This is a genomic window from Pseudomonas sp. GW823-FHT02E01 (genome assembly GCF_058797535.1).
In genome coordinates this window covers 196385-223030 of sequence record NZ_JBXAJS010000010.1, presented here as the reverse complement: position 1 = coordinate 223030, position 26646 = coordinate 196385, and the positions used below count along the sequence as shown (strand labels likewise).

Annotated in this window: 22 protein-coding genes and 1 pseudogene; 15 read left to right on the top strand and 8 right to left on the bottom strand. The window is 60.5% G+C overall.

Translation table 11 applies throughout. The annotated features are described in order from the left end of the window. The first annotated feature begins 47 nt into the window (after positions 1-47). From AC1RDQ_RS23410 to AC1RDQ_RS23390, 5 genes are all read left to right on the top strand, one after another. Positions 48-1073, top strand: a complete 1026-nt coding sequence (locus tag AC1RDQ_RS23410) for an alpha/beta fold hydrolase (RefSeq protein ID WP_492588264.1) — start codon at positions 48-50, stop codon at positions 1071-1073. 13 nt (positions 1074-1086) lie between these two features. Then, positions 1087-2040 carry a D-2-hydroxyacid dehydrogenase family protein gene (locus tag AC1RDQ_RS23405; protein ID WP_057714698.1) on the top strand — a complete coding sequence of 318 codons (954 nt, stop codon included), beginning with the start codon at positions 1087-1089 and terminating at the stop codon, positions 2038-2040. A gap of 442 nt (positions 2041-2482) precedes the next feature. After that, positions 2483-3025 carry a tetratricopeptide repeat protein gene (locus tag AC1RDQ_RS23400; RefSeq protein ID WP_057714697.1) on the top strand — a complete coding sequence of 181 codons (543 nt, stop codon included), beginning with the start codon at positions 2483-2485 and terminating at the stop codon, positions 3023-3025. A 66-nt stretch (positions 3026-3091) separates the two neighbouring features. Then, positions 3092-3574, top strand: coding sequence for an RNA polymerase sigma factor (locus AC1RDQ_RS23395; RefSeq protein ID WP_371318492.1), 483 nt, complete (start codon positions 3092-3094; stop codon positions 3572-3574). Further along, a complete protein-coding gene (locus AC1RDQ_RS23390; protein WP_407515539.1) occupies positions 3574-4335 on the top strand; it encodes an anti-sigma factor family protein in 762 nt (253 codons plus the stop codon). Before AC1RDQ_RS23395 ends, AC1RDQ_RS23390 begins: the two co-directional genes overlap by 1 nt. A gap of 47 nt (positions 4336-4382) precedes the next feature. Here the strand turns inward: AC1RDQ_RS23390 and AC1RDQ_RS23385 are convergent, their stop codons facing one another. Both AC1RDQ_RS23385 and AC1RDQ_RS23380 read right to left on the bottom strand, forming a co-directional pair. After that, entirely contained in the window at positions 4383-5684 is a 1302-nt protein-coding gene (locus AC1RDQ_RS23385) for an ATP-binding protein (RefSeq protein ID WP_340312040.1), read from the bottom strand. Between the two features lie 4 nt (positions 5685-5688). Next, positions 5689-6390, bottom strand: a complete 702-nt coding sequence (locus AC1RDQ_RS23380) for a response regulator (RefSeq protein ID WP_057714693.1) — start codon at positions 6388-6390, stop codon at positions 5689-5691. Positions 6391-6685: 295 nt separating this feature from the next. On the opposite strand from AC1RDQ_RS23380, the gene AC1RDQ_RS23375 reads away from it, so the two are divergent. The 10 genes from AC1RDQ_RS23375 (at position 6686) to AC1RDQ_RS23330 (ending at position 18845) form a co-directional block, all read left to right on the top strand. Beyond that, positions 6686-7843: an efflux RND transporter periplasmic adaptor subunit gene (locus AC1RDQ_RS23375; RefSeq protein WP_349734347.1), complete on the top strand. Its 1158-nt coding sequence runs from the start codon at positions 6686-6688 to the stop codon at positions 7841-7843. A 15-nt stretch (positions 7844-7858) separates the two neighbouring features. Beyond that, positions 7859-10957 (top strand): multidrug efflux RND transporter permease subunit, encoded by a 3099-nt coding sequence (locus tag AC1RDQ_RS23370; protein WP_492588263.1) that lies wholly within the window; start codon positions 7859-7861, stop codon positions 10955-10957. Positions 10958-11139: 182 nt separating this feature from the next. After that, the gene (locus AC1RDQ_RS23365; RefSeq protein WP_223502651.1) at positions 11140-11781 is read left to right on the top strand and encodes a DUF1345 domain-containing protein; all 642 of its coding nucleotides are present in this window, start codon (positions 11140-11142) and stop codon (positions 11779-11781) included. A gap of 75 nt (positions 11782-11856) precedes the next feature. Beyond that, on the top strand, positions 11857-12696 hold the full coding sequence (locus AC1RDQ_RS23360) for an AraC family ligand binding domain-containing protein (RefSeq protein ID WP_492588262.1): 840 nt from the start codon (positions 11857-11859) through the stop codon (positions 12694-12696). 53 nt (positions 12697-12749) lie between these two features. Continuing rightward, positions 12750-13358 carry a LysE family translocator gene (locus AC1RDQ_RS23355; RefSeq protein WP_492588260.1) on the top strand — a complete coding sequence of 203 codons (609 nt, stop codon included), beginning with the start codon at positions 12750-12752 and terminating at the stop codon, positions 13356-13358. Positions 13359-13490: 132 nt separating this feature from the next. After that, positions 13491-14516: a LacI family DNA-binding transcriptional regulator gene (locus AC1RDQ_RS23350; RefSeq protein ID WP_492588259.1), complete on the top strand. Its 1026-nt coding sequence runs from the start codon at positions 13491-13493 to the stop codon at positions 14514-14516. Positions 14517-14688: 172 nt separating this feature from the next. Further along, positions 14689-15471: a sugar phosphate isomerase/epimerase family protein gene (locus AC1RDQ_RS23345; RefSeq protein ID WP_223502654.1), complete on the top strand. Its 783-nt coding sequence runs from the start codon at positions 14689-14691 to the stop codon at positions 15469-15471. Next, entirely contained in the window at positions 15464-16450 is a 987-nt protein-coding gene (locus AC1RDQ_RS23340) for a sugar kinase (RefSeq protein ID WP_492588257.1), read from the top strand. The genes AC1RDQ_RS23345 and AC1RDQ_RS23340 overlap by 8 nt, the downstream gene beginning before the upstream one ends. A gap of 103 nt (positions 16451-16553) precedes the next feature. Beyond that, complete coding sequence (locus tag AC1RDQ_RS23335) at positions 16554-17846, top strand: MFS transporter (protein WP_057714686.1); 1293 nt, start codon at positions 16554-16556, stop codon at positions 17844-17846. A 21-nt stretch (positions 17847-17867) separates the two neighbouring features. Beyond that, positions 17868-18845: a 2-hydroxyacid dehydrogenase gene (locus AC1RDQ_RS23330; RefSeq protein WP_492588255.1), complete on the top strand. Its 978-nt coding sequence runs from the start codon at positions 17868-17870 to the stop codon at positions 18843-18845. 168 nt (positions 18846-19013) lie between these two features. Here AC1RDQ_RS23330 and AC1RDQ_RS23325 read toward each other — a convergent pair. The 6 genes and pseudogenes from AC1RDQ_RS23325 to AC1RDQ_RS23300 form a co-directional block, all read right to left on the bottom strand. Next, positions 19014-19763, bottom strand: a pseudogene (locus AC1RDQ_RS23325) (pyridoxal phosphate-dependent aminotransferase); the annotation flags it as partial. Between the two features lie 218 nt (positions 19764-19981). Further along, positions 19982-20197: a hypothetical protein gene (locus AC1RDQ_RS23320; protein WP_057714682.1), complete on the bottom strand. Its 216-nt coding sequence runs from the start codon at positions 20195-20197 to the stop codon at positions 19982-19984. A gap of 352 nt (positions 20198-20549) precedes the next feature. After that, entirely contained in the window at positions 20550-22757 is a 2208-nt protein-coding gene (locus AC1RDQ_RS23315) for an autotransporter outer membrane beta-barrel domain-containing protein (RefSeq protein ID WP_057714681.1), read from the bottom strand. Positions 22758-22997: 240 nt separating this feature from the next. Next, positions 22998-24041: a hypothetical protein gene (locus AC1RDQ_RS23310; protein WP_492588254.1), complete on the bottom strand. Its 1044-nt coding sequence runs from the start codon at positions 24039-24041 to the stop codon at positions 22998-23000. Between the two features lie 99 nt (positions 24042-24140). Beyond that, on the bottom strand, positions 24141-25025 hold the full coding sequence (locus AC1RDQ_RS23305; RefSeq protein WP_057714679.1) for a hypothetical protein: 885 nt from the start codon (positions 25023-25025) through the stop codon (positions 24141-24143). A gap of 258 nt (positions 25026-25283) precedes the next feature. Beyond that, positions 25284-26471 carry a pyridoxal phosphate-dependent aminotransferase gene (locus tag AC1RDQ_RS23300; RefSeq protein WP_057714678.1) on the bottom strand — a complete coding sequence of 396 codons (1188 nt, stop codon included), beginning with the start codon at positions 26469-26471 and terminating at the stop codon, positions 25284-25286. Positions 26472-26646: the final 175 nt, after the last annotated feature.

The following is a 26646-nucleotide window of genomic DNA, read 5'->3' as shown; positions in this document are numbered from 1 at the left end:
CCTAATCGTGTCGATCCAATATAGGCGGATTCCCATGGAGCTCTCCGATGTCGTGCCCCTTCTCCCGCTGGTTACCCAGCCTGTTACTGACCGCCGTCCTGCCCGTCATCGCCCACGCCGAAGGGCCGCAATACGGCCCCGAGTTGCAAGGTTTCGACTACCCCTACACGCTCAAGCACTTCGCCTTTGATTCCCAGGGCCAATCCCTGCAAATGGGTTACATGGACGTCGCCGCCAACGGCAAGGCCAATGGCCGCAGCGTGGTGCTGATGCACGGCAAGAATTTCTGCGGTGCCACCTGGGACACCTCGATCAAAGCCCTCAGCGCCGCCGGCTATCGGGTCATCGCCCCGGACCAGATCGGCTTCTGCACCTCCAGCAAACCGGCGCACTATCAGTACAGCTTCCAGCAACTGGCGACGAACACCCAGCAATTGCTCAAGGCGCTGGGTATCCAGAAAGCCACCCTGCTGGGGCATTCCACCGGCGGCATGCTCGCCACTCGCTATGCCTTGCAATACCCCGAACAGGTTGAGCAACTGGCGCTGGTCAACCCCATCGGCCTGGAAGACTGGAAAGCCCTCGGTGTGCCCTATCGCACGGTTGATCAATGGTACGAGCGCGAACTCAAACTCAGTGCCGAGGGTATCCGCAACTACGAACGCACCACCTATTACGGCGGTCGCTGGAAGCCGGAGTTCGATCGTTGGGTCGACATGCTCGCCGGTCTGAACAAAGGCCCGGGACATACGCAAGTCGCGTGGAACTCGGCACTGATCTACGACATGATCTTCACGCAACCGGTGTTTTACGAATTCCAGAACCTGAAGATGCCGACCCTGCTGTTGATCGGAACATCCGACACCACCGCCATCGGCAGTGACATCGCCCCTCCCGAGGTCAAGGCGAAGATCGGGCACTACGACGTCCTCGGCAAACAGATAGCCGGGCTGATTCCCCAGTCCACGCTGGTCGAATTCCCTGGCATGGGCCACGCGCCGCAGATGGAAGAACCGGCCCGATTCCACCAGGCCCTGCTCGCCTGGCTGAGCAAGACCAACCCCGTGCATTGAAGAGGAAAGGCTGATGCCTGTGCAGATTGCAGTGATCGATGATTGGCAGGATGTGGCGCGCAATGTAGTGGACTGGTCGGCACTGGACAGCGTCGGTGAGGTAAGTTTTCTCCATGACTACCCCACCGATACCTCATCCCTGGCCGAGCGCCTGGCCGGGTTCGAGGTGATCTGCGTGATGCGCGAGCGCACCCGCTTCGATGAAGACCTGCTGAGGCGCTTGCCCAAGCTCAAGCTGCTGGTGACCGGCGGTATGCGCAACGCGGCCCTGGACCTGAAAACCGCTGCCGCGCTGGGTATTCAGGTCAGCGGTACCGACAGCTACAAACACGCCGCACCGGAACTGACCTGGGCGCTGATCATGGCCGCGACCCGCAACCTGGTGGTCGAGGCCAATGCCCTGCGCGCCGGCCAATGGCAACAAGGCCTGGGTGGCGACTTGCATGGCAAGACACTGGCCATCCTCGGTCTGGGCAGCATCGGCCAGCGAGTCGCGCAGTTCGGTCAGGTGTTCGGCATGCGTGTCATCGCCTGGAGTGAAAACCTCACCGCCGAACGTGCGGCGCAGGTCGGTGTGACCCGTGTCAGCAAACAGGAACTGTTCGAACAGGCCGACGTGCTGTCGGTGCACCTGGTGCTCAGCGAGCGCAGCCGCGGTCTGGTGGACGCACAAGCCCTTGGCTGGATGAAGCCCTCGGCGCTGCTGGTGAACACCGCGCGTGGCCCCATTGTCGATGAAGCGGCGCTGATCAAGGCGCTGCAGAAACAACGGCTGGCCGGTGCCGCCCTGGACGTCTTCGAGCAGGAACCGCTGCCCGCCCACCATCCGTTCCGGACCCTGGACAATGTACTGGCGACGCCCCATGTCGGGTACGTGAGCCAACAGAACTACCGGCTGTTTTTCTTGCAAATGATCGAGGACATTCAGGCCTGGTCGGCGGGTGCTCCGATTCGTTTGCTGGGTTGATACCGCGTCATCGTTCATCGCGAACAGGCTCGGTCCCACAGGGCTACATTGGCGGACGCAGCAATTTTGCCCGGCACAAATCCTCTGTGGGAGCAAGCTTGCTCGCTCCCACAGGGCTACATTGGCGAACACAGTAATTGTGCCCGGCACAAATCCTCTGTGGGAGCGAGCTTGCTCGCGATAGCGGTGTATCAGTCGAAATCAAAGTTGAATGACACTCCGCGTCGCGAACACGCTCGCTCCCACAGGGACTCTTCAGCGCACACAACGCTGCACAAGGCACAAAAACCATGCATCCGCCCCGATATGAGTTTTGCTTGAAAACACCATCAGGGCGTAACGAATAATTGTTCATGCTGCGGTGTTCTCGTCACATCAACCTTGCACTGCGTCTGGCGGGACGCGTCCTGATCTGAACCCATGAAGCTCTGGAGCAAAGCCCATGAATATTCGTTTTGCTGTTCTGACGCCCCCTCTGTTGCTGGCCGTTGCGTTGTCCGGTTCCCTCGCCCTGGCCAACGGCGGTGGCGGGGACGACGACGCGCCCATCAGACCCAACTGTCCGAAAGGTCAGGTGTTCGATAGCAAATCGAAACGTTGCGTCCGACAGACCAGTAGCCTGGTGCCGGACGAAGACCGTACCAACTATGCCTATCGACTGGCCAAGGACGGGCGTTATGAAGAAGCCCTAGCCCTGCTCGACACACTGAAACAGCCAAATACCGCAAAAGCGTTGAACTATCGCGGCTACGCCACGCGTAAACTGGGACGTACCGACGAAGGCATCGGCTATTACCTGCAATCGGTGAAACTAGACCCGCAATATGCGCAGGTCCGCGAATACCTCGGCGAAGCCTATGTGGTCAAAGGCCGGCTGGATCTTGCACAGGAGCAACTGCGGCAGATCGAATCCATCTGTGGCAGTACCCAGTGCGAGGAGTACCAGGACCTGGCCGAAGCCATCAACGGTTCATCGAAAACCTGACAACCCGAGCGGACGGAGGTCGCCATCGCCAGCGATCAGGCAATACGAACGGAACTGAACCAGCATCTGGCGCGTTTATGGCGCTACGGCCTGCTGCTGTCCCGGCAACGGCATGTCGCCGATGACCTGGTGCAAGCCACTTGCCTGCGGGCGCTGGAACGGGCCGGACAATACGTGCAGGGAACGCGCATGGACCACTGGCTGCTGAGCATTCTGCATTCGATCTGGCTCAACGAAGTCCGCGCCCGACGGGTGCGCCAGGGGCAGGGCCAGGTAGACGCCGATCAGGCCTTGTCGTTCGATGGAGAATCCGTGGCGCAAACCCACGTGTTGGCAGCGCAGGTCATCCGCCGCGTCGATGCCTTGCCCGAGGCCCAGCGCGAAACGGTGTTTCTCGCCTATGTCGAAGGCTTGTCCTACCGCGAAGTCGCCGAGGTGCTGCAAGTGCCCATCGGCACCGTCATGAGTCGCCTGGCCGCCGCTCGGGCGAAACTGGCCGAATATCCACCGTTGCACACGGTGCCCACCCCTAACCGAGGAGAACATTGATGAACGCGATACCCTCGGACGAACAACTGGTGGCTTACCTCGACAACCAACTCGATGCCGAGCAGCGCTCGCGCATCGACGCGGCCATCAGCGCCGACCCGATGCTCGGCCTGCGCCTGCAATGGCTGGATCGCAGCAGCCTGCCGTTCAAGGACGCCTACGATGAACTGACCCGACAGGCGCCGGTCGATCGCCTGCAAACCATGCTCGCCACAATGCCCTCACCCGCCCGCCCCGGGCTCAATCGACGCTGGTTCCTGGCCGCCGCGGCCGGGCTGTTGGCCGGCGGCGTGCTGGCGGACCGTTTGTTCCTCGGCTGGCAAGCGAGCCAACAGTCACATAGCTGGCGCGGCCTGGTGGCCGATTACATGGCGCTCTATGTGCCGGAAACCCTGGATCACCTGCCCGGCGATGAAGCTGCCCAACGGGCACAACTGCGCACGATCGATGCGCGTCTGGGCCTCAACCTCGCGCCGGCAAAACTGAGCCTGCCCCGTGCCGAGTTCAAGCGCGCGCAAATCCTCGAGTACGACGGTGCACCCATCGCCCAGATCACCTACCTCGATCCAGCCCACGGCCCCATGGCGCTGTGTGTTACCCGCTCCAACAGCGGCAGCCGCCATTTCGCCCGGGAACAGCGGCGCGAGCTGAACATCGTGTATTGGGCTGACATGGAACACGCCTGGATGCTGATCGGGCATCAGCCGATGGCGGACCTGGAGGAGATGGCGAAACTGTTGCGTAGTCGCCTGAGCACCTGAGAATCCTTGGCTCAACGCAGGCGCTGCGGCAACGCCTGCGAAGCGCGTCAGCCCAACGCCGGCAACCACAAACGAAACCGAGCCCCGCCCAGCGGCGAGGCTTCCACCGTCAACGTGCCGCCCTGGGCTTCCAGTGCTCGGCGGCTGATCGCCAGTCCCAGTCCGAAACCACCCGTGGCGCGGTCGCGGCTGCGGTCGAGGCGGTAGAAAGGTTCGAAGATCCGCTCGCGCTCGTCATCCGGAATGCCGATGCCATCATCGTCGACCCAGATTTCACAGCCACTCGCATAGACCTGCACACCGATCTGAATACGCTTCTCGCAATAGCGCATGGCGTTGCGCAGCAGGTTTTGCAGGGCTCGGGCGGTCAGGCGCGGGTCCAGGCTGAAGCGTTCGAGCTGGCCGTGGAGCAACACGTCGATGACGATTTGCGGAGACTCCATTTCTTCGTCAACGCTGCCGAGAATGCTGTCGATGAATTCATCCATCGACACTTCGACCTGCTCCGGCAGCCGCGCCGGGTTTTGCAGGCGACTGTAGGACAGCAGCTCCAGCACCAATTCATCGAGTTCCCGAATGTGCGCCACCAGGCTTTGCAAGCGCTCGCGGCTGGCCGCCGGCAAGTCGTCGGACAGGGCCAGCGCCAGGCCGAAATCCAGGCGCGTCAGCGGCGTGCGCAACTCGTGGGACACCGCATTGAGCAGGTCTCGCTGTTGGTTGAGCAGGTTCTCGATGTCGCCGGCCATGGTGTCGAACACACTGGCCAGGCTGCCGATGTTGGAACTCGGGGGAATTTGCGTGCGCTCGCCCAAGTGGCCCTTGCCAAAGCGTTCGGCGGCGCCCTTGAGGCGCTCCAGATCACGCCAGTGCGGGCGCAGCCACAACAACAGGCACGCGAGCATGGTCGCGCCGATCAGGACGTTGATGCTCCAGTACAACAGATTGACGTCCAGCGGATCCGGTGGCACGACCATTTGCACCACGGTGCGCTCATTCAGCGGCGCGACCGCCAGCGTGCGCCAGCCCCAGTCGCCCACGCGCACGACGTTCTCGCCGCGGCGCAAGCGCTGCTGTTCATCGGGCGTCAGGCTGCTGTCGTCATTGCTACTGAGCACGATGTGCAGAGGAGAGAAGTCCTTGTCCATTTCAGCGGCCAGGGTCGGCCACTGTTCGGCCGGGACCCCATGGAACTGTTTGACGATCAGCGTTTGCAGCCCTCGCGAGTAATCGAGGTTGTAGGTGACAAAGCGTTCCTGGAACACCTTGACCACCAGATCCGGCACCAGATAGATCGCCGCGCTGAATGAGACGATGGTCACCAGATATAAACGAAAAAGGATTCTGAACATCGGCTCAGCATTCCCACTCGGAACGGCTGAACAGGTAACCCTTGCCCCACACAGTCTTGATCTTGCGCGCCTCGCCGGCGTGGTCGTCGAACTTGCGTCGCAGCTTGGAAATTGCCACGTCCACCGAACGGTCAGTGCCATTGAATTCGATGCCGCGCAAGCGTTGCAGGATCTGGTCGCGACTCAACACCTCTCCGGCATGCCGGGCCAGCACCACCAGCAGGTTGTACTCGCCGCTGGACAATTCCACCAATTGCCCGCGCCAGGTGACGGTGCGCTCGGACAAGTCGATGCACAGGTTGCCCATCAGAATGCGGTCGTTGGCAGTCTGCGGCTCGCTGAGGCTGCTGCGGCGCAACAAGGTCCGCACCCGGGCCAGCAGCACCCGCGGCTCGCAGGGTTTGGTGACGTAGTCGTCGGCCCCCATTTCCAGGCCCAGGACCTGGTCGTGGCTGTCGTCGCGGGCGGTGAGCATCAGGATCGGCAGGGTCGCCGAATCGGCGCGCAGCAGGCGACAGACTTGCAAGCCGTCGAGGCCGGGCAGCATCAGGTCGAGGATCACCAGGTCCGGCGGATTGAGCCGCGCACGTTCGCGCACGTGGTCACCGCGACCGATCACGCTGACGGAATAACCGTTGCGTTCCAGGTAACTGGCAATCAGTTCGGCGAGGGCGGTGTCGTCTTCGACCAGGAGGATGTTGGGCATGGGGTGTTTCCAGAAAGAGCCGTGGCGCCAGATATGCCGCCATCGCGAGCAAGCTCGCTCCCACAGTGGTCGGTGGTGTTCACAACATTCGTGTTCACATCAAATCCCGGTGGGAGCGAGCTTGCTCGCGATGGCAATCTATATCTGGCGCAATAGAAATCAAGGACTGCAGGATATACGCCCTCACGCACACCTGAGTAAAACCCTTACACAATTTCACACAGCACCAACAAAGCTTCACCGCTACCCTCGCCTTCGCCCAGTAGGATGCTGGGGGTCTTTATTGGGGTATTACATGTCGAAGAATCTGCTTGCCAGGCTCAGCCTGATTGCACTGGCGTTGACACTGGGCGCGTGTGACAAGTCCTCGAATGCCGAGGAACAGGCGCCGCTGGCCACGGTTCGCATCGAGACCATCGAAGCGCGGCCACTGACCATCAGCAGTGAACTGAGCGGGCGGATTGCCGCACCGCGCATGGCCGAAGTGCGTGCCCGGGTGGCTGGCGTTGTCTTGCAGCGCACCTTCCGTGAAGGCAGTGACGTGAAACAGGGCGAAGTGTTGTTCCGCATCGACCCGGCGCCGTTCAAGGCTGACCTGGACAGCGCCGAAGCCGCGTTGCGCAAGGCTGAAGCCAACGCGTTCCAGGCCAGATTGCAGGAACAGCGCTACGCCCGGTTGATCGACGACAAGGCCATCAGCGGCCAGGACTACGACAACGCCCGGGCCAACGCCCGGCAGACCGCTGCCGACGTCGCCGGCAACAAGGCGGCGGTGGAACGCGCCCGGTTGAACCTCGGTTACGCCACGGTCACCGCGCCGATTTCCGGGCGTATCGGTCGCGCACTGGTCACCGAAGGCGCACTGGTCGGACAAAACGAAACCACGCCCCTGGCGCTGATTCAGCAACTGAACCCGATTCATGCCGACCTGACCCAGTCCACCCGCGAACTCAACGATCTGCGACGCGCCTTCCGCTCAGGTCAGTTGCAGCAGGTCGGCCAGGACCAGGCCAAGGCCACGTTGATTCAGGATGACGGCAGCCTCTACCCGCTGCCGGGCAAAATGCTGTTCAGCGATATCACCGTCGACCCGGGCACCGGCCAGATCATCCTGCGCAGCGAGTTCCCCAACCCCGACCTCGACTTGCTGCCCGGCAGTTTCGTGCGCGTACGCCTGGAACAAGCGATCAACCAGCAGGGCATCAGCGTGCCGCAACGGGCCATCCAGCGCGACAGCGCCGGCATCGCCCAGGTGCTGCTGCTCGACGCCGAACAGCGGGTCGGGCAGCGACCGGTCGAACTGGGTGCCGTGCAGAACGATCGCTGGATCGTCACCGGCGGCCTGAAGGCGGGCGACCGCATCGTCATCGAAGGGCTGCAGCACGCCCGCCCCGGCGAGAAAGTGCAGATCGACGACACCCCTCTTCCACTTGCCCAGGCGACTGGTCAGTAAGCAGGACGCTTTTTTATGCCGCAGTTCTTTATCGACCGCCCGGTGTTCGCCTGGGTGGTTGCCCTGTTCATCCTGCTGGCCGGTGCGCTGGCCATTCCGCAATTGCCGGTAGCGCAATACCCCGATGTTGCACCGCCACAAATCGAAATCTACGCCGTGTACCCCGGCGCCTCGGCGCAAACCGTGGACGAGAGCGTGGTCAGCCTGATCGAGGAAGAGCTCAACGGCACCGATCACCTGTTGTATTTCGAGTCCCAGAGCAGCCTGGGCAGCGCCACCATCAAGGCCACCTTCCAGCCGGGCACTAACCCGGAACTGGCTCAGGTGGATGTGCAGAACCGCCTGAAAGCCGTGGAGTCTCGCCTGCCACAAGCGGTCATCCAGCAAGGTTTGCAGGTGGAGAAAGTCTCATCCGGCTTCCTGCTGCTGATCACCCTGACCTCCAGCGACGGCAAACTCAACGACGTGGCGCTCAGCGATTACCTGGCGCGCAACGTGATGAACGAGGTCAAGCGTCTGGACGGCGTCGGCAAGGCGCAACTGTACGGCGCCGAACGGGCGATGCGGATCTGGATCGACCCGCAGAAGCTGCTCGCCTTCAACCTGACGCCGGCGGACGTCAACACCGCCATCGTCGCGCAAAACGCCCAGGTGTCGGCCGGCAGCATCGGTGACCTGCCAACCCGCACCACCCAGGAAATCACCGCGACCATTCTGGTCAAGGGCCAGTTGTCGACCCCCGAAGAGTTTGCCGACATCGTCCTCAAGGCCAACCCGGACGGCTCGACCGTGCGCATCAGCGATGTGGCGCGGGTCGAGATCGGTAGCCAGGAATACCAGTTTTCCACGCGCCTGAACGGCAAACCGTCCACCGCCGTCGCCGTGCAACTGTCGCCCGGCGCCAACGCCCTGAACACCGCAACCCTGGTGCGGGCGAAGATGGACGAACTCAAGCGCTATTTCCCGGCGAACGTCGAGTACTCGATACCGTACGACACCTCACCCTTCGTCAAGGTCTCGATCACCAAAGTGGTCTACACCCTCTTCGAGGCGATGCTGCTGGTGTTCGCGGTAATGTTCCTGTTCCTGCAGAACATCCGCTACACGCTTATTCCGACGCTGGTGGTGCCGGTGGCGCTGATGGGCACCTTTGCGACAATGCTGGCGCTGGGTTTTTCGATCAACGTGCTGACCATGTTCGGCATGGTGCTGGCCATCGGCATTCTGGTGGACGACGCCATCGTGGTGGTGGAAAACGTCGAGCGCATCATGGCCACCGAGGGCTTGTCGCCCAAGGAAGCCACGCGCAAGGCCATGCAGCAGATCACCGGGGCCATCATCGGCATCACTCTGGTGCTGGTCGCGGTGTTCATTCCGATGGCGTTCATGCAGGGTTCGGTCGGGGTGATTTACCAGCAGTTCTCGCTGTCGATGGCCACCTCTATCCTGTTCTCGGCCTTCCTCGCCCTGACCTTGACCCCGGCCCTGTGCGCGACACTGCTCAAGCCGATTGCCAAAGGCGAGCACCACGAAAAGACCGGGTTCTTCGGCTGGTTCAACCGTCGCTTCGAACAACTGACGGAGCGCTATCAGGGCTGGGTCGCCTATGCGTTGAAACGTACCGGGCGCTACCTGCTGATCTACGGCGTGCTGCTGATCGGCCTGGGCTTGGCCTTCAGTCGCTTGCCCTCCTCGTTCCTGCCGGTGGAAGACCAGGGTTACACCATCACCGACATCCAGTTGCCACCGGGTGCGAGCAAGAACCGCACGGTGCAGGTGGCCGAGCAAGTTGAAGCGCACAACGCCGGGGAACCGGGCATTCGGGACAGCGTGGTGATTCTCGGATTCAGCTTCTCTGGCAGCGGGCAGAATGCGGCGCTGGCGTTCAGCACGCTCAAAGACTGGTCCGAGCGAGGCAGCGACGACTCGGCGGCTTCGATTGCCGACCGGGCCAACGTCGCCCTCAGCCAGATCAAGGACGCGGTGACGTTTGCCGTACTGCCGCCGCCCGTGGATGGCCTGGGTACGTCCAGCGGATTCGAGTTCCGCCTGCAGGATCGCGGGGGTCTCGGCCATGAGAAGTTGATGCAAGCGCGCACCGAGTTACTCGCGGCAGCCGAAAAAAGCCCGATCCTGATGAACGTGCGCGAAAGTGCCCTGGCCGAGGCACCGCAGGTGCAACTGGTCGTCGACCGCAAGCAGGCCAACGCACTGGGGGTGTCATTTGCCGACGTCGGCAATGTGCTGTCCACGGCCGTGGGCTCAGCCTACATCAACGACTTCCCCAATCAGGGGCGGATGCAGCGCGTCGTGGTGCAGGCCGAGGGCGACCAGCGCAGTCAGGTGGAAGACCTGCTCAAGATTCACGTGCGCAACACCCACGAAAAAATGGTGCCTTTGTCAGCCTTCGTACAGGCCAGGTGGACTCAGGGCCCGGCGCAGTTGACCCGCTACAACGGCTACCCGGCGATCAGCATTTCCGGTGAACCGACCCCGGGGCACAGCACCGGCGAGGCGATGGCCGAGATCGAGCGGCTGGTGGCGCAAGGCCCGGCGGGCCTGGGCCAGGAATGGACCGGGTTGTCGCTGCAGGAACGGTTGTCCGGCAGCCAGGCGCCAATCCTGCTGGGGCTGTCGCTGTTGATCGTGTTCCTGTGCCTGGCGGCGTTGTACGAGAGTTGGTCGATCCCCACCTCGGTGCTGCTGGTGGTGCCGCTGGGCGTGCTCGGCGCGGTGCTGGCCGTGACCTTGCGCGGGATGCCCAACGACGTGTTCTTCAAGGTCGGGCTGATCACCATCATCGGCCTGTCGGCGAAGAACGCGATCCTGATCATCGAGTTCGCCAAGAGCCTGTACGACGACGGCCACGACCTGATCGACGCGACCCTGCAAGCGGCACGTCTGCGGTTGCGGCCGATTGTCATGACCTCCCTGGCGTTCATCCTCGGCGTGGTGCCGCTGGCCATCGCCACCGGCGCCAGTTCGGCGAGCCAGCAGGCCATCGGCACCGGGGTGATCGGCGGGATGATCACCGCGACGCTGGCCGTGGTGTTCGTGCCGGTGTTTTTTGTGGTGGTGATGAAGCTGGTGCGCAAGCGCCATAAAAACATCTAACCAACACCACCGATTACCTGTGGGAGCGAGCTTGCTCGCGATAGCGGTGTAACAGTCAACATGGATGTTGAATGTGACAGCCTCATCGCGAGCAAGCTCGCTCCCACAGGGGATCCCGGTGATTTCAAGATTGTGCTTACCTGGGCTAAGGTGTTTGCAATACTCCGACCCATCGAGCGCTCATGCCCTACCTCACCCACACCCACCCTCGCCTGTCCGCCGCCACAACGCTCGGTATCGCAGCGGGTATCCTGGTTCCGGCCGATTCGGTCATCGGCAAAATCCTCATCGGCTGGAATGCCGGGGTCTGGACTTACCTGATCCTGATGTCCTGGCTCGTCGTGCGTTCGAAAGCGACTGATGTGAAACGCATTGCCGAAATCGAGGACGAGAACGCCGGGCTGGTGCTGTTCGTGGTGTGCATTGCGGCAATTGCCAGCCTGGCAGCCATCACCCTCGAACTGGCCGGCGGCAAAGACCTGGAAACCACCCGCAAACTGCTGCACTACGGCTTCACCGCGTTGACGGTGATCGGCTCCTGGTTGCTGATCGGGGTGATTTTCAGCGTGCATTACGCGCGCCTGTTTTACACCTGGGAAGGCAAAGAGCCGGCATTGCGTTTTGCTGAAGGCCTGACAACGCCCAACTATTGGGACTTCCTGTACTTCTCGTTCACCGTCGGCGTAGCGGTGCAGACTTCGGATGTCGGCGTGGCGACTAGGGACCTGCGCAAGATCGTGCTGGCGCAGTCGCTGATCGGTTTTCTATTCAATACGGCCATCCTCGGTTTCTCGATCAACATCGCGGCGGGACTGTTCAATTGATGCGTGCACAAACGTTCTAGTCATGGCCCGCTCTACAGGCGTCAAATGACACGGTAACGACCTCGCAGGTGCCCCATGACTTCTCACAACTGGCTCGATCTGGCCCAGGACGCCGACACCGGCATCGAGACCTTGCGCGCGCATTTCGAAGGCCATGCCTACGATCCGCACTGGCATGACAGCTATCTGGTGGGTGTCACCGAGCAAGGGGTTCAGCAATTCAATTGTCGGCGGACGAAGCATCAAAGCACGCCGGGCAAGGTGTTTTTACTGGAGCCAGGGGACATTCACGACGGTGAAGCGCCGACCGCGGACGGTTTCACCTACCGCATGCTGTACCTCGACCCACAGTGGTTGCAGCGTGAGTTAGGCGCGGTGTTTGACAACGCGCCGGACAACAGCGAGTTGAGTTTCGCCAACACCCTGGCCAGCGATTCGCGCCTGACCCACGCCACCAGCCTTGCGTTTGAGACGCTGCACGGTGGTGAAATGAAGATCGTTCGCCAGACCGCGCTCGATGGCTTGCTCGAACGCCTCACCAGCCATCTGCACTGGCGCACTCGCTATGGCGAAGATCCGCGCCTGCCCCTGGTTGCGCAAAAGGCCCGGGACTATCTGCACGCCAACGCACAATTGGACATCGGCCTCGACCAACTGGCCGCCGTCACCGGTGTCGACCGCTTTCGCCTGACCCGTGCGTTCAAGGCTGCATACGGTATGGCGCCCCATGCATATCTGGTGCAATTGCGTCTGGCTACGGCGCGTCGAATGCTGGCCCGTGGTGAGCAACCTGCAACCGTGGCCATGACCTTGGGCTTTGCCGATCAGAGTCACCTGGGTCGCTGGTTCGTGCGCGCCTACGGTCTGACACCAGCGCTGTACCGCAAGCGTTGCTCAAATCTTCCAGACAGATAAGCGCCTGACTTGTGAAGATCGACTTCAATGATCTTCACCGGAGTTTGCCTGCAATGCTGTCCTCTTTTCCGACGTTTCTGCCCTTTCTGCTGTTCGCCTTTGTGGCCTCGATCACCCCCGGCCCGACCAACATTCTGGTGCTGAGCAACAGTGCCCGATTCGGCTTGATGGCTGCCGTTCCGATCATTCTTGGCGCCTGTGCCAGTGCTGCGATATTGGTGTTGTTGGTGGGCACTGGTGCCGGGCCTTCGCTGATCGAATGGCCTGCGCTGCAAACGCTCATGCAGTGGGCCGGCGTGGCATGGCTGAGTTATCTGGCTTGGCAAATCTTCCGCGCCCCGGCTGTCGCCATTGCCGCCGAAAATGCCGAGAAGCGCCTCGGCTTGCTGGGCGCGGCGAGCCTGCAATGGATCAACCCGAAAACCTGGATGATGGCGCTGGCGGTGGTCAGCGTGTTTGCCGGGGTGGGTGAAGACCGGTTTGTGCATGTGATGTATTTGTCGTTGGCGTTTTTCCTGATCTCGCTGCCGTGTCTTGGAGCTTGGGCAATGCTCGGCGCCGGCTCCAGTCGCTGGCTGCGTTCACCTCGTGCGATGCAGCGCTTCAACCGCTGCATGGGCCTGTTGTTGCTGGGTTCGGCGTGGTTGAGCGTGCTCGCCTGAGTTCCACCGGTCGTTTTTTGTCGGACTGTGATTCATCGAACACTTGACGACGGATTCATTTTTGGTGTCTCCTGAAACCGGTTTCAGTGCCATGCGCTCTGCCTTATAAATCCAATAAGAAGGTTTCAGACCGTGAACGATTTTTCCGCCGCCCAGCGCAGCCGCGTGACCATGCTCGACGTGGCCGAACACGCCAAGGTCTCCAAGGCCAGCGTTTCGCGGTTCATCGGCGAAGACCGCGCCCTGCTCTCCGATGCCATTGCCCAGCGCATCGAACAGTCCATTGCCGAACTGGGTTATCGCCCGAACCAGATGGCCCGTGGCCTGAAACGCGGGCGCACCCGCCTGATCGGCATGCTGGTGGCCGATATCCGCAACCCATATTCGATTGCCGTGATGCACGGGGTGGAAACCGCCTGCCGTCAGCACGGCTACAGCCTGGTGGTGTGCAACACCGATCGCGACGACGAGCAGGAACGCCAGCACCTGGCCCTGCTGCGCTCGTACAACATCGAAGGCCTGATCGTGAACACCCTCGGCCATCACCGTGACGAGTTGCATGAACTGCACCGGGAAATGCCTCTGGTGCTGGTGGACCGCAAAGTCGAGCATCTTGAGAGTGACATGGTCGGCCTGGATAACCCGGCGGCTGTCGAGATGGCCCTTGCCCACCTTGAAGAACGCGGCTATCGCGACGTGCTGTTGGTGACAGAGCCGTTTGACGGCACCAGTTCACGGATCGAGCGGGTCAGCAGTTTCAAGGCGCAGATCGCACAGCGCCCGGCCCTGCGCGGCACGATGATTGAGACTGGCAGCGAACTGACTGCGCACCTGAAAAATTTCCTCGCCACTCCAGGCCCCGGTCCGAAAGCACTGTTTTGCGCGAACGGGATCGCGGCGCTGGCCAGCACCCATGCCTTGCGTGAGCTCAAGTGCAATCTGTTTGAAGACGTGGGGCTGATAGCCCTCGACGATCTGGATTGGTACCCGTTGGTGGGCAGTGGCATCACCGCTTTGGCCCAGCCGACCACCGAGATTGGTGCGAGTGCGTTCGAGTGTTTGCTCAAGCGGTTGCGGGGGGATGACGGGGCGTTGCGGACGCTGGATTTTTCGCCGCAGCTGGTTGTGCGGGGGTCGACCCTTGGCGTTTTCAGATGACTGGACTGGCCCCATCGCGAGCAAGCTCGCTCCCACAGGAATCACAACATTGATGTACGACACAAAACACTGTGGGAGCGGGCTTGCCCGCGATGAGGCCCGAAAAAACAACACATCACTCACTGATATTTTTTTGAACAAAAATGAAACCGGTTTCAGAGGTAGAAAAACAATGAATAAACCAGCCGTTTCCATCAGCCTCTCCAGCTACGGCGCCGATCTGGTGCGCCAGCGCGGCCAAGGCAGTTTCATCGCAGTACTGGCCGCCGCCGGGGCCACGCGCATCGAATGGCGCGAAGAGCTGCTGACCTTTGAGAACCCCGAGCACCTGGCCGACGCGACTCAGGCCGAGGGTCTGGAAAGCGTGTACTCATCACCGATGGAGCTGTGGCTGGCCGGTCAATCCAGACCCAATCCCGAATTGCTGACAGCACTGCAACGCGCCCAAATGTTCGGCGCCAAATGGCTGAAAGTATCGCTGGGTTACTTCACCGACAACAGCGACCTGCAACGCCTCGCCCGCATGCTCGGCGAAAGTGCGGTGCAATTGCTGGTGGAGAACGACCAGACCCTGCACGGTGGCCGCATCGAACCGTTCCAGCGTTTCTTCAATGAAGTCGAGCAACACAACCTGCCGATCAAAATGACCTTCGATATCGGCAACTGGCAGTGGCAGGATCAGTCCCCCGCCAGCGCCGCGCGGTTGCTCGGTCGGCACGTCGGTTATGTGCACTGTAAAGCGGTGACGCGACGTGCCGACGGCAAACTGGTTGCCATCCCACCCGCCGCTAGCGACTTGCAACAGTGGGAACACCTGCTGCGGCACATGGACCAAGGCGTTATGCGAGCCGCGGAATACCCGCTGCAAGGCGAAGACCTGGTGCAGCTGACAACCGAGCATGTCGCCGCCCTCGCCCACCTCGGCCAATCGTCGCTGGAGAACGCTCATGTCTGAGATCGATATCCTCTCGTTCGGCGAAACCATGGCGATGTTCGTTGCCGAGCAGACCGGCGACCTGGCCAGCGTCAACGCGTTCCACAAACGCATTGCCGGCGCCGACAGCAATGTTGCCATCGGCCTGTCGCGCCTGGGTTTCAACGTGGCATGGCTGAGCCGAGTCGGCGCCGATTCCCTGGGCCGATTCGTGATCGACAGCCTGGAAAAGGAAGGCCTGGATTGCCGCCACGTCGACATCGACCCCGCGCACCCCACCGGTTTCCAACTCAAGTCGCGCACCGACGATGGCAGCGATCCCGTCGTCGAGTACTTTCGCCGTGGCTCGGCGGCCAGTCACTTGTCGTCGCATTCGATCGTGCCCGACTTGCTCAAGGCCCGGCATCTGCACGCCACCGGCATTCCTGCGGCGTTATCGGAAACGGCACGGCAGATGTCCTTCGAATTGATGACCCGCATGCGCGATGCCGGGCGCAGCGTGTCGTTCGACCCCAACCTGCGCCCGAGCCTGTGGGCCAGCGAGCGACTGATGATCACCGAGATCAACAGCCTCGCCGCCCTCGCTCATTGGGTGTTGCCAGGGCTGAGCGAAGGTCGCCTGCTCACCGGCTTCGAAGACCCGGCCGACATCGCCGCGTTCTACCTCGACCAGGGCGCCGAAGCCGTGGCAATCAAGCTCGGCCCCCACGGTGCTTATTTCCGCACGCATCTTGATCAAGGTTTCGTCGCCGGTGTGCCGGTGCAAACGGTGGTCGACACCGTGGGTGCCGGCGATGGATTTGCCGTCGGCATGATCAGCGCACTCCTGGAAAACCACAGCTTTGCCGACGCCGTGCGGCGGGCCAACTGGATTGGCAGCCGTGCGGTGCAGAGTCGGGGGGATATGGAGGGGTTGCCGACTCGATCCGAAATGGTCAGCGAATTTGAGGCCGCCATCGCGAGCAAGCTCGCTCCCACACTGGATCGTATTCCAATGTAATTCCCCTGTGGGAGCGAGCTTGCTCGCGACGAGGCCAATACAGGCACTGAAGAACAAACCGTTACCTGCTGCGACAAAAACAACAAGCTCAGGAGCATCACCCATGAAAACCGCAACGCTCGCCACCCGCCGCTGGTGGTACATCATGCCCATCGTGTTCATCACCTATAGCCTGGCGTACCTCGATCGCGCCAACTACGGTTTTGCCGCCGCCTCCGGGATGGCCGCCGACCTGATGATCACACCAGGCCTGTCGTCGATGCTCGGCGCGCTGTTCTTCCTCGGTTACTTTTTCTTCCAGGTACCCGGCGCGATCTACGCCCAGAAACACAGCGTGAAGAAACTGATTTTCGTCAGCCTGATCCTCTGGGGCAGCCTGGCGACGTTGACCGGGATCGTCTCCAACGCCTACTGGCTGATCGTCATCCGCTTCATGCTCGGCGTGGTCGAAGCCGCGGTGATGCCGGCGATGCTGATCTACCTGTGCCACTGGTTCACCCGTGCCGAACGCTCACGGGCCAACACCTTCCTGATCCTCGGCAACCCGGTGACCATGCTGTGGATGTCGGTGGTCTCGGGGTATCTGGTGCAGCATTACAGCTGGCGCTGGATGTTCATTGTCGAAGGTTTGCCGGCAGTGCTCTGGGCCTTCATCTGGTGGCGTCTGGCCGATGATCGTCCGTCCCAGGCCAAGTGGCTCAACGATCAGGAAAAACAGGATCTGGAAAGTGCACTGGCGGCCGAACAGGTCGGCATCAAGGCGGTGAAAAACTACGCCGAAGCGTTTCGCTCACCCAAAGTGATCATCCTCGCGCTGCAGTTTTTCTGCTGGAGCATTGGTGTCTACGGTTTCGTATTGTGGCTGCCGTCGATCCTCAAGGCGGGTGCGCAGATGGACATGGTCGAGGCCGGCTGGCTATCGGCGCTGCCTTATCTGGCGGCGGTGATCGGCATGCTGCTGGTGTCCTGGGGTTCGGACAAACTGCAAAAGCGCAAACGCTTCGTCTGGCCGCCGCTGCTGATTGCCTCGATTGCTTTCTACGGTTCCTACGCGCTGGGCGCCGAACACTTCTGGTGGTCGTACACCCTGCTGGTGATTGCCGGTGCCTGCATGTATGCGCCGTACGGTCCGTTCTTCGCGATCATCCCGGAAATCCTCCCGGCCAACGTCGCGGGTGGTGCCATGGCGCTGATCAACAGCATGGGCGCGCTCGGTTCGTTTGGCGGCTCTTATCTGGTCGGTTACCTGAACAGCTCCACCGGTTCGCCCGGCGCATCCTATCTGTTGATGAGCGGTGCGCTGATGCTTTCGGTGGTGCTCACGGTGTTCCTCAAGCCCGGCGCCAGCGACCGGGAGCGGCCCACGGTAGCGCGCCCCCTCACGGCTCATTCCTGAATTGAAGTTGAGATCACGAAGATGAAAAAGCAGGTCGTCCTGTACAAGAAACTCTCGCCGCTGCTCATGGCTCGCCTGCATGAGCACACCGATGTGACGCTGATCGACAGCCTCGATGCCGAAGGTCTCGGTAAACTGCGCGACGCCCTGCCCCGTGCCCACGGTCTGCTCGGTGCCAGCCTGAAACTCGATGCCGAACTGCTGGACCTGGCGCCCAACCTTGAAGCCATCGCCAGCGTTTCGGTGGGCGTCGACAACTACGACATCGATTACCTTACCGAGCGGCACATCCTGCTCAGCAACACGCCGGACGTGCTCACCGAAACTACCGCCGACACCGGTTTCGCACTGATCCTGGCCACTGCGCGGCGCGTGGTGGGATTGGCGAACATGGTTCGCGACGGCCAGTGGACCCGCAGCATCGGCCCCGCACATTTCGGCAGTGACGTACACGGCAAGACCCTGGGCATCATTGGCATGGGCCGCATCGGCGAGGCCCTGGCCCAGCGCGGGCATTTCGGCTTCGGCATGCCGGTGATCTATCACAGTAACTCGCCGAAACCGGCGGTCGAAAAACGCTTCAATGCCCAGTACCGCAGCCTCAACGACCTGCTGCAACAAGCGGATTTCATTTGCCTGACCTTGCCACTGACGGCCGAAACCGAAGGGTTAATCGGTGCCGAGGAATTTGCACTGATGCGCCCGGAAAGCATCTTCATCAACATTTCCCGAGGAAAAGTCGTGCATGAAGCGGCGTTGGTCCAGGCGTTGCGCAGTGGGCAGATTCGCGCGGCGGGGCTGGATGTGTTTGAGCGCGAACCGTTGAACCTTGATTCGCCGTTATTGCAATTGAACAACGTGGTGGCGACGCCGCACATGGGCTCGGCGACTCATGAAACACGGGAAGCCATGGCCCGCTGTGCGGTGGACAACCTGCTGGCGGCGCTGGCGGGTGAGCGGCCGGAGAATCTGGTGAACATACAGGTGTGGAAAGCCTGAGAGATTTGTTGCCTGTAAGTAACTATCGCGAGCAAGTTCGATCCCACAGGATATCTGTGAGCGCCGCAGATCAAATGTGGGAACGAGACTGCTCGCGATGAGGCCAGAAAAGGCAATGCAAATCCGTCAGGCCCACCGCGCCATCAACTATTCCGAGAGTTCCCGCTAATCCACCACCAACCCGAACGAATATGCGCCATCGCGCTCGCCCCCGAACGCCTCACCGGCCAGTACCGACAAGCAATAACCTACCAGCAGCCGCTCCGCGAAGTGCTGGGCAGACGACTCGATCTGAAGCACATCGGCCATCACGAACATACCACCAACCGGCTGAATCGCCCGGATACCCGGATAATGGTTCAAGTTCGCACACACCAGATCACGGCGCTGGCGATACTCTTCGCGCATCAACGCCACTTCCGGCAGATTTTCATCCAGGCCCATGTACGCAGCGTTCTGAATGAAATCCGGAATGCCGAACAGAATGAAAACGACAAATTCACCAGATGCTCGGATATAAGTTTCGGTCCGATCACCCATCCCACTCGCCAACCGCTCATGGTGTGGGATTTCGAAAGGTTATTGATCGTCGCCATACGCTCGGCCATTCCCGGCAAACTCGCTGGGCTGCTGGACCTCATATAGCAATTCGCTGTAGACCTCGTCGCTGATTAGCCACAGGTCATGACGAAATCACAGCGACGCCAATCCCAGCCAGACCTTCAGCGGAAAATTGGCGCCGAAAGCATTGTTCGGACTTTTGAGCAAAATGGCACTGGCCTGGGGGGGAGTAATCAGTGCCACCACGTCCACCGAGGCGACCTGAAAGCTGTTCTCCAGACGTTCCGCCACCGGCACCACTTTCGCTCCGCAAGTGCCGATCACTTCATCACCCAGATCGAGCAGGGCTTGCACCAGCATTTACAGCGTGCAATGCACCCTCGGGAACGCAAGGCAACCCGACTGTCGTCCACGGAAAACACCAAACTACGAAACGCCCACTGAATGAGTTACCCACCTGTTGCATCGGCCAGGCAGACTCTCAAAGTGCAAATACACCCTGGCATCTACGCTGCGGCAATCAACCTGAGGCCATTTGCCTAAGGAAGGTAGGATCGTTCAATGGGCGTTTTTTTTCAGTCGATGTTGAGATTCTTCAGTCGAGCCAATCCCTGTTTTATATGACCCGCGTTATCACCAATTGCCTCCAATGCTCCTCGAACATTCCCTCCGATCTCAGCTGAGCCCCGCTGCTCCACCCAGACTGTCAGCTCCATCAAAGCCGCCTCTAAGGCCAACTGGTTGTGGTAAATCCTTTCAAGAACTTCCAATAATGAATAGTCTTTCGCCATAATTTCGACTCCTTCGAAAAATTCAAACATAGCAGCAGCGCTTGCTTGAGTAGCCAACAGAATGGGGACGCCCCAGCGGCCGTGTTTTACAAGAGCCGCTATTCAGTACCTTTTCTTTTCATTGCGCGTGGTTTGCTAGTAAACCGCACGGTCTGATCCTTTCGGGAGGTATAGGCCTTCATAGCTCGCTGGTGTTGTGCTTCGCCAAGTGCCAGACACAGGAAAAAAAACTAGCCGCCGAGGTCCGACCGTTCAATGAAAACTCAACCTCGCATCGCAGGCTGGTTACTGTCACTCAGACATTAGCCGGCCGGTGGATTAGTTCTTTGCACGCCACACTACCGGCGCATGATCACCATTTATAGCGCGCTCCCATATTGGCTCCCCACGATTGTTCGATCTTGTCGCCATTGCTGTAATCAAGGTCCAAATGCATGGAAACCTTGTCAGTCACCGCCATGGCCACGCCCGCGCCCAACTCGCCACGAGAGCCCGACAGGTCGGTACTGAAACGGTTGTCATTGACCTCGACATCGCTGTTCTTGGCAAACTCGTGTACGTACGCGGCACGCAGGTACGGCTGGACCGTTTTACCTTGCGCCCAGGTAAAGTTGCGACCCACCGTGGTACCCACTTTACCGAGCAAGGAATGCACACGATCACCTTTGGCGGCCAGGCCGTTGTCCAGGTCGTAATCGGCGCCATCGATCATCACACCGGACAGTTGAGCGTAGGGCTCGACAAAGTAGTCATCCGCCAGCTTGATGTTTCGCCCAAACTCCAGCGACGCACCGATGCCGTCAGTGTCGTAATTGCCCTTGGTTTTCTTGCCGTCGCTGAGTCGAACGTCGGATTCGTTCTGGAACCGGTTGTATTTGACGACACCGTCGAAGTAATAGCCGCTCTGCGCGTCCAGCCAGGTGGTATAGGCACCCAGGTAGTAGCTGTCGACTTCACCGCTCGTGCCACGGCTCATGTCCAGGTCGGACTGGCTGTAACCGCCGAGCACACCGACCAACCATTGCCCGTCGCCCATGGGCAGCGGCGCATCGGCACCGAACGAAATACCTTGCTGGGTTTGCTTGTAGGCTACGCCGGCGCTGTCACTCACGTTGTATTTATTGCCGTAGGCACGGATCCAGCCACCGGCCTTGCCCTGATCCATGCGCACCTCGCCCATGCGGGTGCGCAACGTGCTGAGTTCACCGTACCAGACCGTCGGGGCCGCGTTGAACAACGCCATGACCGACTGTGTACCAGGGCTGATCGCCCGTGTGGCCGTGTCCAGGACCCAGTCGTTGTCGCCTTGCTTGATCAGGTCGTAGGAAAACGCCCCGAGGTCCACGGCACCACCGGCCAAGGCAAAGGTGGCGTCACCCGAGCCGATACTCACCACGGCCTTGGAGCCTGCCCCTACCGGTTCAGTGCCCTGGCTGTCGAGGGCGACAAGATGGTTGCCACTGGCATTGCCAGACACGGTCAGGGTATCCACCTGCCCGGTGGTGAAGTCGTTGTGCATATAGAACGTTCCCCCCGTACCCGACAGGGTTTCCACGGAGAGATTGAAATACTGCCCCGGGTTGCCGAACTGGACGCCACCGCCGTTTAGCGAAAGGTTTTTGACACTGCCGTCACCGACCATCACCCAGCGTGCATCGTTGTTGACGGTCAGGTTCTCGACGTTTTCCAGGCGCCCGGTCAAGGTTGCGGCGCGGTCCAGCAGCACTTCGGCGCTGCTGCCGTCGGCCACGACGATATCGCCGACGAGGTGACTGTTGTTGACCGCGAAGTTGGCCGCCGCGCCATTGAGCACTTCCAGCAATATGCCGTTGCCACCTTTGAGCGTGGAACCATTATTGACCTCGATATTGACCTGCTCACTGTTGGTCTGGTTCACGCCTTGTATAACAATCGCCGAGCCATTGACTCCCTCGACATGGCTGTTGTTCAAAACCAGCGCATCGTCGGTAATCAAATCATTGCTGAACAGCCTGACCCCATTGAGCCCACCCATGACGGTGCTGTCAGTGGCGGATATTCTGCTGCCAAACGCTTCGATGCCGATGCTGGCGGCATTGGTACCGATGACGCGTGCACCGGATTGCAGCGTCAGTTGGCTCTCGGCGCTGACGGTGGCGCCACGGTTACCACCGACGATTTCACTGTCGCTGACCGTCGCACTCGAGGCTGACCTGCCAGCACGTATCAGACTCAACCCGGTGCTGGCGCTGACCACTCTGCTTTTATTGGCAATAGTCGCCTCGCTCCCGGACAGCCGAACGCCATTGGCGGTACCCGTTGCATTGACCGCCGTGCCGTTGAGCGTCACCTTCGAACCGGTTTGCGCGCTAATTTCCCGGGTGGTGGCGCCATTCGCCGTCAGGCTGGCCGCGTTGATCAGTCGATACTCATCAGCCGCAACAGAGCCGTCGATGGTTTTGCTCCGGCCATCAATCAAGTCCGCCAGCGCGCTTGGGGCAATCAGGAATAATGGCGTCAACGTGGCCAGTTTGAACCAGTACGCAAGCGGTGTGACGGGAAATGAATGAGTGAGTCGCATAGGGTCGCTCCTGAATACACCAACGGACTGTAAATTCGCGCCGACAGGATGCCGTTGAACCGGGTCGGGCGGTTTAGGGACGGCGATCCTAAGTAAAATGCGTACTTGCGGTATGTAGGATTTATCCTCAAAACGCTTGGCACCGCTCAACGGGCCGTTTGGTTTGAGTGTGAACAAACCTGCCGCCGGATCCGGGTCGATACGAACCGAAGCAGTCCGTGCCGACCCGGCATCATCAAGCTAGGGGCCCGTAATCGGGCAGGATCCCGTCGGTGTGCCGAACGCTGTGCGCACGATCCACGGCTCCGATTCAATGTCTTCGGTGCCGTCATTGAAGAAATACTGAATCTTCAGGCGACCTACACGAGTTGGGTTTTCGTCGTAAAGCGGCAGGATATGTTTATCGTACGGCTGCACTAGAAACGTGAATCCCGTCACCGGGAACCCGGTGGTACCGAGCGTAAAGTCGGCCTCGAACTCCGCGCCGATAATCGGATCCTCGGCGGAGCCCAGGTTGCCTCTCATGGGTGTGACGATGACACTGATCTTGTCCCCCGACACAAGCAAACCGGTCAGGTCCGGTATATCGGCCTTGAGCGATCCATCGGGTTCCAGAGCGCTACAACGCGGGAGGCCATCGGCAACGGGAATGGTGGGAAAACTCGCACGGGGCAGTTCTACTGCAATCGCATTGACCACGACATTCGTTGTTGGCGAGTACAGATCGTTCACCAGGCCCGGCGCGCTCACCCGGTAGTGGACGGGCACCGGATTACCGTTGCCGCCTTTCTTGATGTACGACCAGGGAATGTCGACCTGGTAAGGACCGCCCGGCACATGCTCGGGATCGGCATCGTCAAATTTGACCTGAGCCTCGACCACACACTCGCCGTTCCAGTAAAAGTCGATGATGTGGCCATTCTTCGCGTCGCTGTACCAATCGAAGTGGTAGGTGGCGTCCTTGTCCTTATCGGCCCGGGTCAGTTCATTGGTCCGGCTCGCATCGAAGTTCTTGACTTCACCTTCGAGCAGGCCCGGGTGGATCGGGTTGGGCCAGTCTACCGGCGGCCATGGGTCGGGCCATGGCACAGCCACCTCAAAGTTAACGTCAAAGTCGTCACCCACTGGACCGAACAAGCGTCCCTGGCGAACAACGTGGTAGCTTACCCGCGTTGATTTCACCCCGGTCGTCGTCTGTCCATAGTCTTCAAGCATCAGGTTGTTGGGCAACACCTGTATTTCAATATCTGAGGGTGGAACGCTTCCCAGATCGTGGTCGCCCAAGACCTGAGCTCCCCCACTGCAAACGAATGCGATCCCCGCCTTTGGCGTTGTCAAACCTGAAGAGCCATGCACTCACACCGTGAGCAACATGCTGCATGTTCAAGGGGCCGGGGTTGGCTTGCGGCACACGCGGCGCGAACAAGTTGGTGGGCAACGGGCCGAACGTGAGGCTGAGTTTTTTGTAAAGCGCCGGCGGGCTATCGTTGAACGCTTTATCGCGCAAGGCATAGGTAACCAGCACCTTGGCATCGCCAAACGCGCGGATCTTGTCTGCGTCAATGTCGACTTTGCTATCGGTGACGCCCGGTGCGGGCGCCGGCCCGACATAAATCGGGGGGTAGTGGTGGGGTCTTCCGGGATGTTGTCTTCATCAACCAGGTACACGGCAATTACATCAGTGGCTTGCCAATCCCCGTAGCCAGGGATGGTCATGGACAATTTGCCACCGCCCGGCAGCAACACATCGTCGAGGTAGTCCCCTGCAAATACCGGCGCCTTTGGCGCATCGTGTTTATAAGGCGGCAGTCGATCGCAAATGACCGTGGTGATAAACGAGTCAAATTCGTCCCCCGCAAAATCAAACAGTTTGTAGCGCAGGTGGCACGTCGCGTAATCCGGCAGCGCATTGGTCGGGATTAACATGTCAAACGGGAAGGTTTCGGGATACGTGCCACCATCGGTTGGCATCGTGAACACATGAGAGGCTACTGTTGAAAAGGTGCCTGAACCAGGGTCAATCTGCAGTTCGACTGTTTCTTCCATACCAACGAATGGCGCCTTGTTTTCCCACTCCGGGACTTTGACCTTGAGCCCGCCATTGTCCTTCAGTCTTGGCCCATGGAGGAGCTTGGTTGCGGGGTCCGCAAAAGCGCCCGAAGCAATAATCAACTCCATGTCGGCAAGCTTTGCCCGATACTTGGAGCGCATTTTCAGATAGGCGCTGTTCGCTTCCTGTTGCGCCCGGATGTCCTGATCGATCGACATGCTCTTACCCTCCTGTCACGCCATTTGAGCCATAGGCAGCGCTACGGCTGATCCATAGGTCAACAGCGTGGGCGTTGCGGGCAAGCCAAAAAATGGTCCAGCGCAGCAAGCCAAACTGACCTTGGGCGGATTAAACGCTCATGAAAAGAAAAGCGATACTGTCAAAGTTGACAGGTGGGTACCGATTCCCTGCGCAGGAAGGATGGGGGGCGCAGGGTTTAAAACGGTGAAGAAGAGCTCAAGGCCGCGACGAAACAATCAGGCCCGCCGCCCTTCAAGCATGTTCGTCACACACATCACGATACGTCGGCAGGCGTCCGCCAGCTTCGGCCGATCCACCACCAGACCGATGCGAATATGCCCCGCCGCACTCGGCCCGAAGGCTTCGCCGGCCAGCACCGACACGCCATAGCCGTCCAGCAGCCGTTCGGCAAAATGCTGGGCGGACAACCCGGTCTGGCGCACGTCGACCATCACGAACATGCCGCCATCGGGGCGAATCGCCTGGATGCCAGGGCACAGATTCAAACTGGCACACACCAGGTCGCGACGCTGGCGATATTCCTCACGCATCTGCGCCACGTGCGGCAGGTTTTCATCCAGCGCCAATTGCGCGGCGTTCTGGATGAAATCCGGAATGCCGAACAGCATGCACAACGACAGATTCACCAAATGTTCACACAGCGATTGCGGCCCGATCACCCAACCCACCCGCCAGCCACTCATGGCGTGGGATTTCGACAGGCTGTTGATCGTCGCTGTGCGTTCGGCCATGCCCGGCAAACTCGCGGGGCTGATGTGTTCGCCCTCGAACAGCAGCTCGCTGTACACCTCGTCGCTGATCAACCACAGGTCATGGCGAATGCACAATGCGGCCAGCGCTTTCCAGGCCGTCAGCGGCAGGCTGGCGCCGGAGGGGTTGTTCGGGCTGTTGAGCAACATCGCGCGGGTGTTCGGCGTGATCAGTGCCGCGACATCGGCCGGATCGACCCGAAAGCCGTTCTGCGAGCGCACCGGCACCGGCACCACTTTCGCCCCGCAGGCACCGAACACGCCTTCGTAGGTCACGTACATCGGCTCGGCGACGAGCACTTCGTCCCCCGGGTCGAGCAGGCACTGCGCAACCGAATACACCGCGCATTGCGCCCCGGGGAATACGATCACGTGCTGCGCATCCACGGCCTGACCGCTGCGCCGACGATGATGGCGGGCGATGCTGTCGCGCAGGCCTTGGCTGCCGCGCACCGCCGGGTAGTGCGTGTCGCCGGCCAGCAAACTGCCAATCGCGGCCTGGACGATGGGTTGCGGGGTGTCGAAATCCGGGTCGCCGATCGATAGCAGCAAGACATCGACACCCTGCTCGCGCAGCGCCAGCGCTCGATCGTGAATCTGCCAGGCCGCCGCTCCGTCACCGGCGATTCGTTGGGTCAAGGCTGAGTAGCGCATGGCGTTCTCCTGTCGCGCGTATTCCTGGCCACAACCCTATCTCAAATCGCGCAACACGGCACCTCGCGAGCGCGTGTTTAATGGTGTTTAAGGTTACTTCATGAAAGCCACAGGACCTTGCGCCGTTGCCTACGCTTACGCCAGAATCCGCCGGCTTGTGCGCCTGGGGGGCCAT

What these genes read in the sequence shown, in the direction of transcription:
- AC1RDQ_RS23320 (WP_057714682.1), bottom strand. Translation starts at nt 20,197, where the DNA reads ATGGCGAAAGACTATTCATTATTGGAAGTTCTTGAAAGGATTTACCAC.
- AC1RDQ_RS23300 (WP_057714678.1), bottom strand. Translation starts at nt 26,471, where the DNA reads ATGCGCTACTCAGCCTTGACCCAACGAATCGCCGGTGACGGAGCGGCG.
- AC1RDQ_RS23360 (WP_492588262.1), top strand. Translation starts at nt 11,857, where the DNA reads ATGACTTCTCACAACTGGCTCGATCTGGCCCAGGACGCCGACACCGGC.
- AC1RDQ_RS23355 (WP_492588260.1), top strand. Translation starts at nt 12,750, where the DNA reads ATGCTGTCCTCTTTTCCGACGTTTCTGCCCTTTCTGCTGTTCGCCTTT.
- AC1RDQ_RS23335 (WP_057714686.1), top strand. Translation starts at nt 16,554, where the DNA reads ATGAAAACCGCAACGCTCGCCACCCGCCGCTGGTGGTACATCATGCCC.
- AC1RDQ_RS23405 (WP_057714698.1), top strand. Translation starts at nt 1,087, where the DNA reads ATGCCTGTGCAGATTGCAGTGATCGATGATTGGCAGGATGTGGCGCGC.
- AC1RDQ_RS23380 (WP_057714693.1), bottom strand. Translation starts at nt 6,390, where the DNA reads ATGCCCAACATCCTCCTGGTCGAAGACGACACCGCCCTCGCCGAACTG.
- AC1RDQ_RS23390 (WP_407515539.1), top strand. Translation starts at nt 3,574, where the DNA reads ATGAACGCGATACCCTCGGACGAACAACTGGTGGCTTACCTCGACAAC.
- AC1RDQ_RS23330 (WP_492588255.1), top strand. Translation starts at nt 17,868, where the DNA reads ATGAAAAAGCAGGTCGTCCTGTACAAGAAACTCTCGCCGCTGCTCATG.
- AC1RDQ_RS23340 (WP_492588257.1), top strand. Translation starts at nt 15,464, where the DNA reads ATGTCTGAGATCGATATCCTCTCGTTCGGCGAAACCATGGCGATGTTC.
- AC1RDQ_RS23305 (WP_057714679.1), bottom strand. Translation starts at nt 25,025, where the DNA reads ATGTCGATCGATCAGGACATCCGGGCGCAACAGGAAGCGAACAGCGCC.
- AC1RDQ_RS23385 (WP_340312040.1), bottom strand. Translation starts at nt 5,684, where the DNA reads ATGTTCAGAATCCTTTTTCGTTTATATCTGGTGACCATCGTCTCATTC.
- AC1RDQ_RS23375 (WP_349734347.1), top strand. Translation starts at nt 6,686, where the DNA reads ATGTCGAAGAATCTGCTTGCCAGGCTCAGCCTGATTGCACTGGCGTTG.
- AC1RDQ_RS23365 (WP_223502651.1), top strand. Translation starts at nt 11,140, where the DNA reads ATGCCCTACCTCACCCACACCCACCCTCGCCTGTCCGCCGCCACAACG.
- AC1RDQ_RS23370 (WP_492588263.1), top strand. Translation starts at nt 7,859, where the DNA reads ATGCCGCAGTTCTTTATCGACCGCCCGGTGTTCGCCTGGGTGGTTGCC.
- AC1RDQ_RS23400 (WP_057714697.1), top strand. Translation starts at nt 2,483, where the DNA reads ATGAATATTCGTTTTGCTGTTCTGACGCCCCCTCTGTTGCTGGCCGTT.
- AC1RDQ_RS23410 (WP_492588264.1), top strand. Translation starts at nt 48, where the DNA reads ATGTCGTGCCCCTTCTCCCGCTGGTTACCCAGCCTGTTACTGACCGCC.
- AC1RDQ_RS23345 (WP_223502654.1), top strand. Translation starts at nt 14,689, where the DNA reads ATGAATAAACCAGCCGTTTCCATCAGCCTCTCCAGCTACGGCGCCGAT.
- AC1RDQ_RS23315 (WP_057714681.1), bottom strand. Translation starts at nt 22,757, where the DNA reads ATGCGACTCACTCATTCATTTCCCGTCACACCGCTTGCGTACTGGTTC.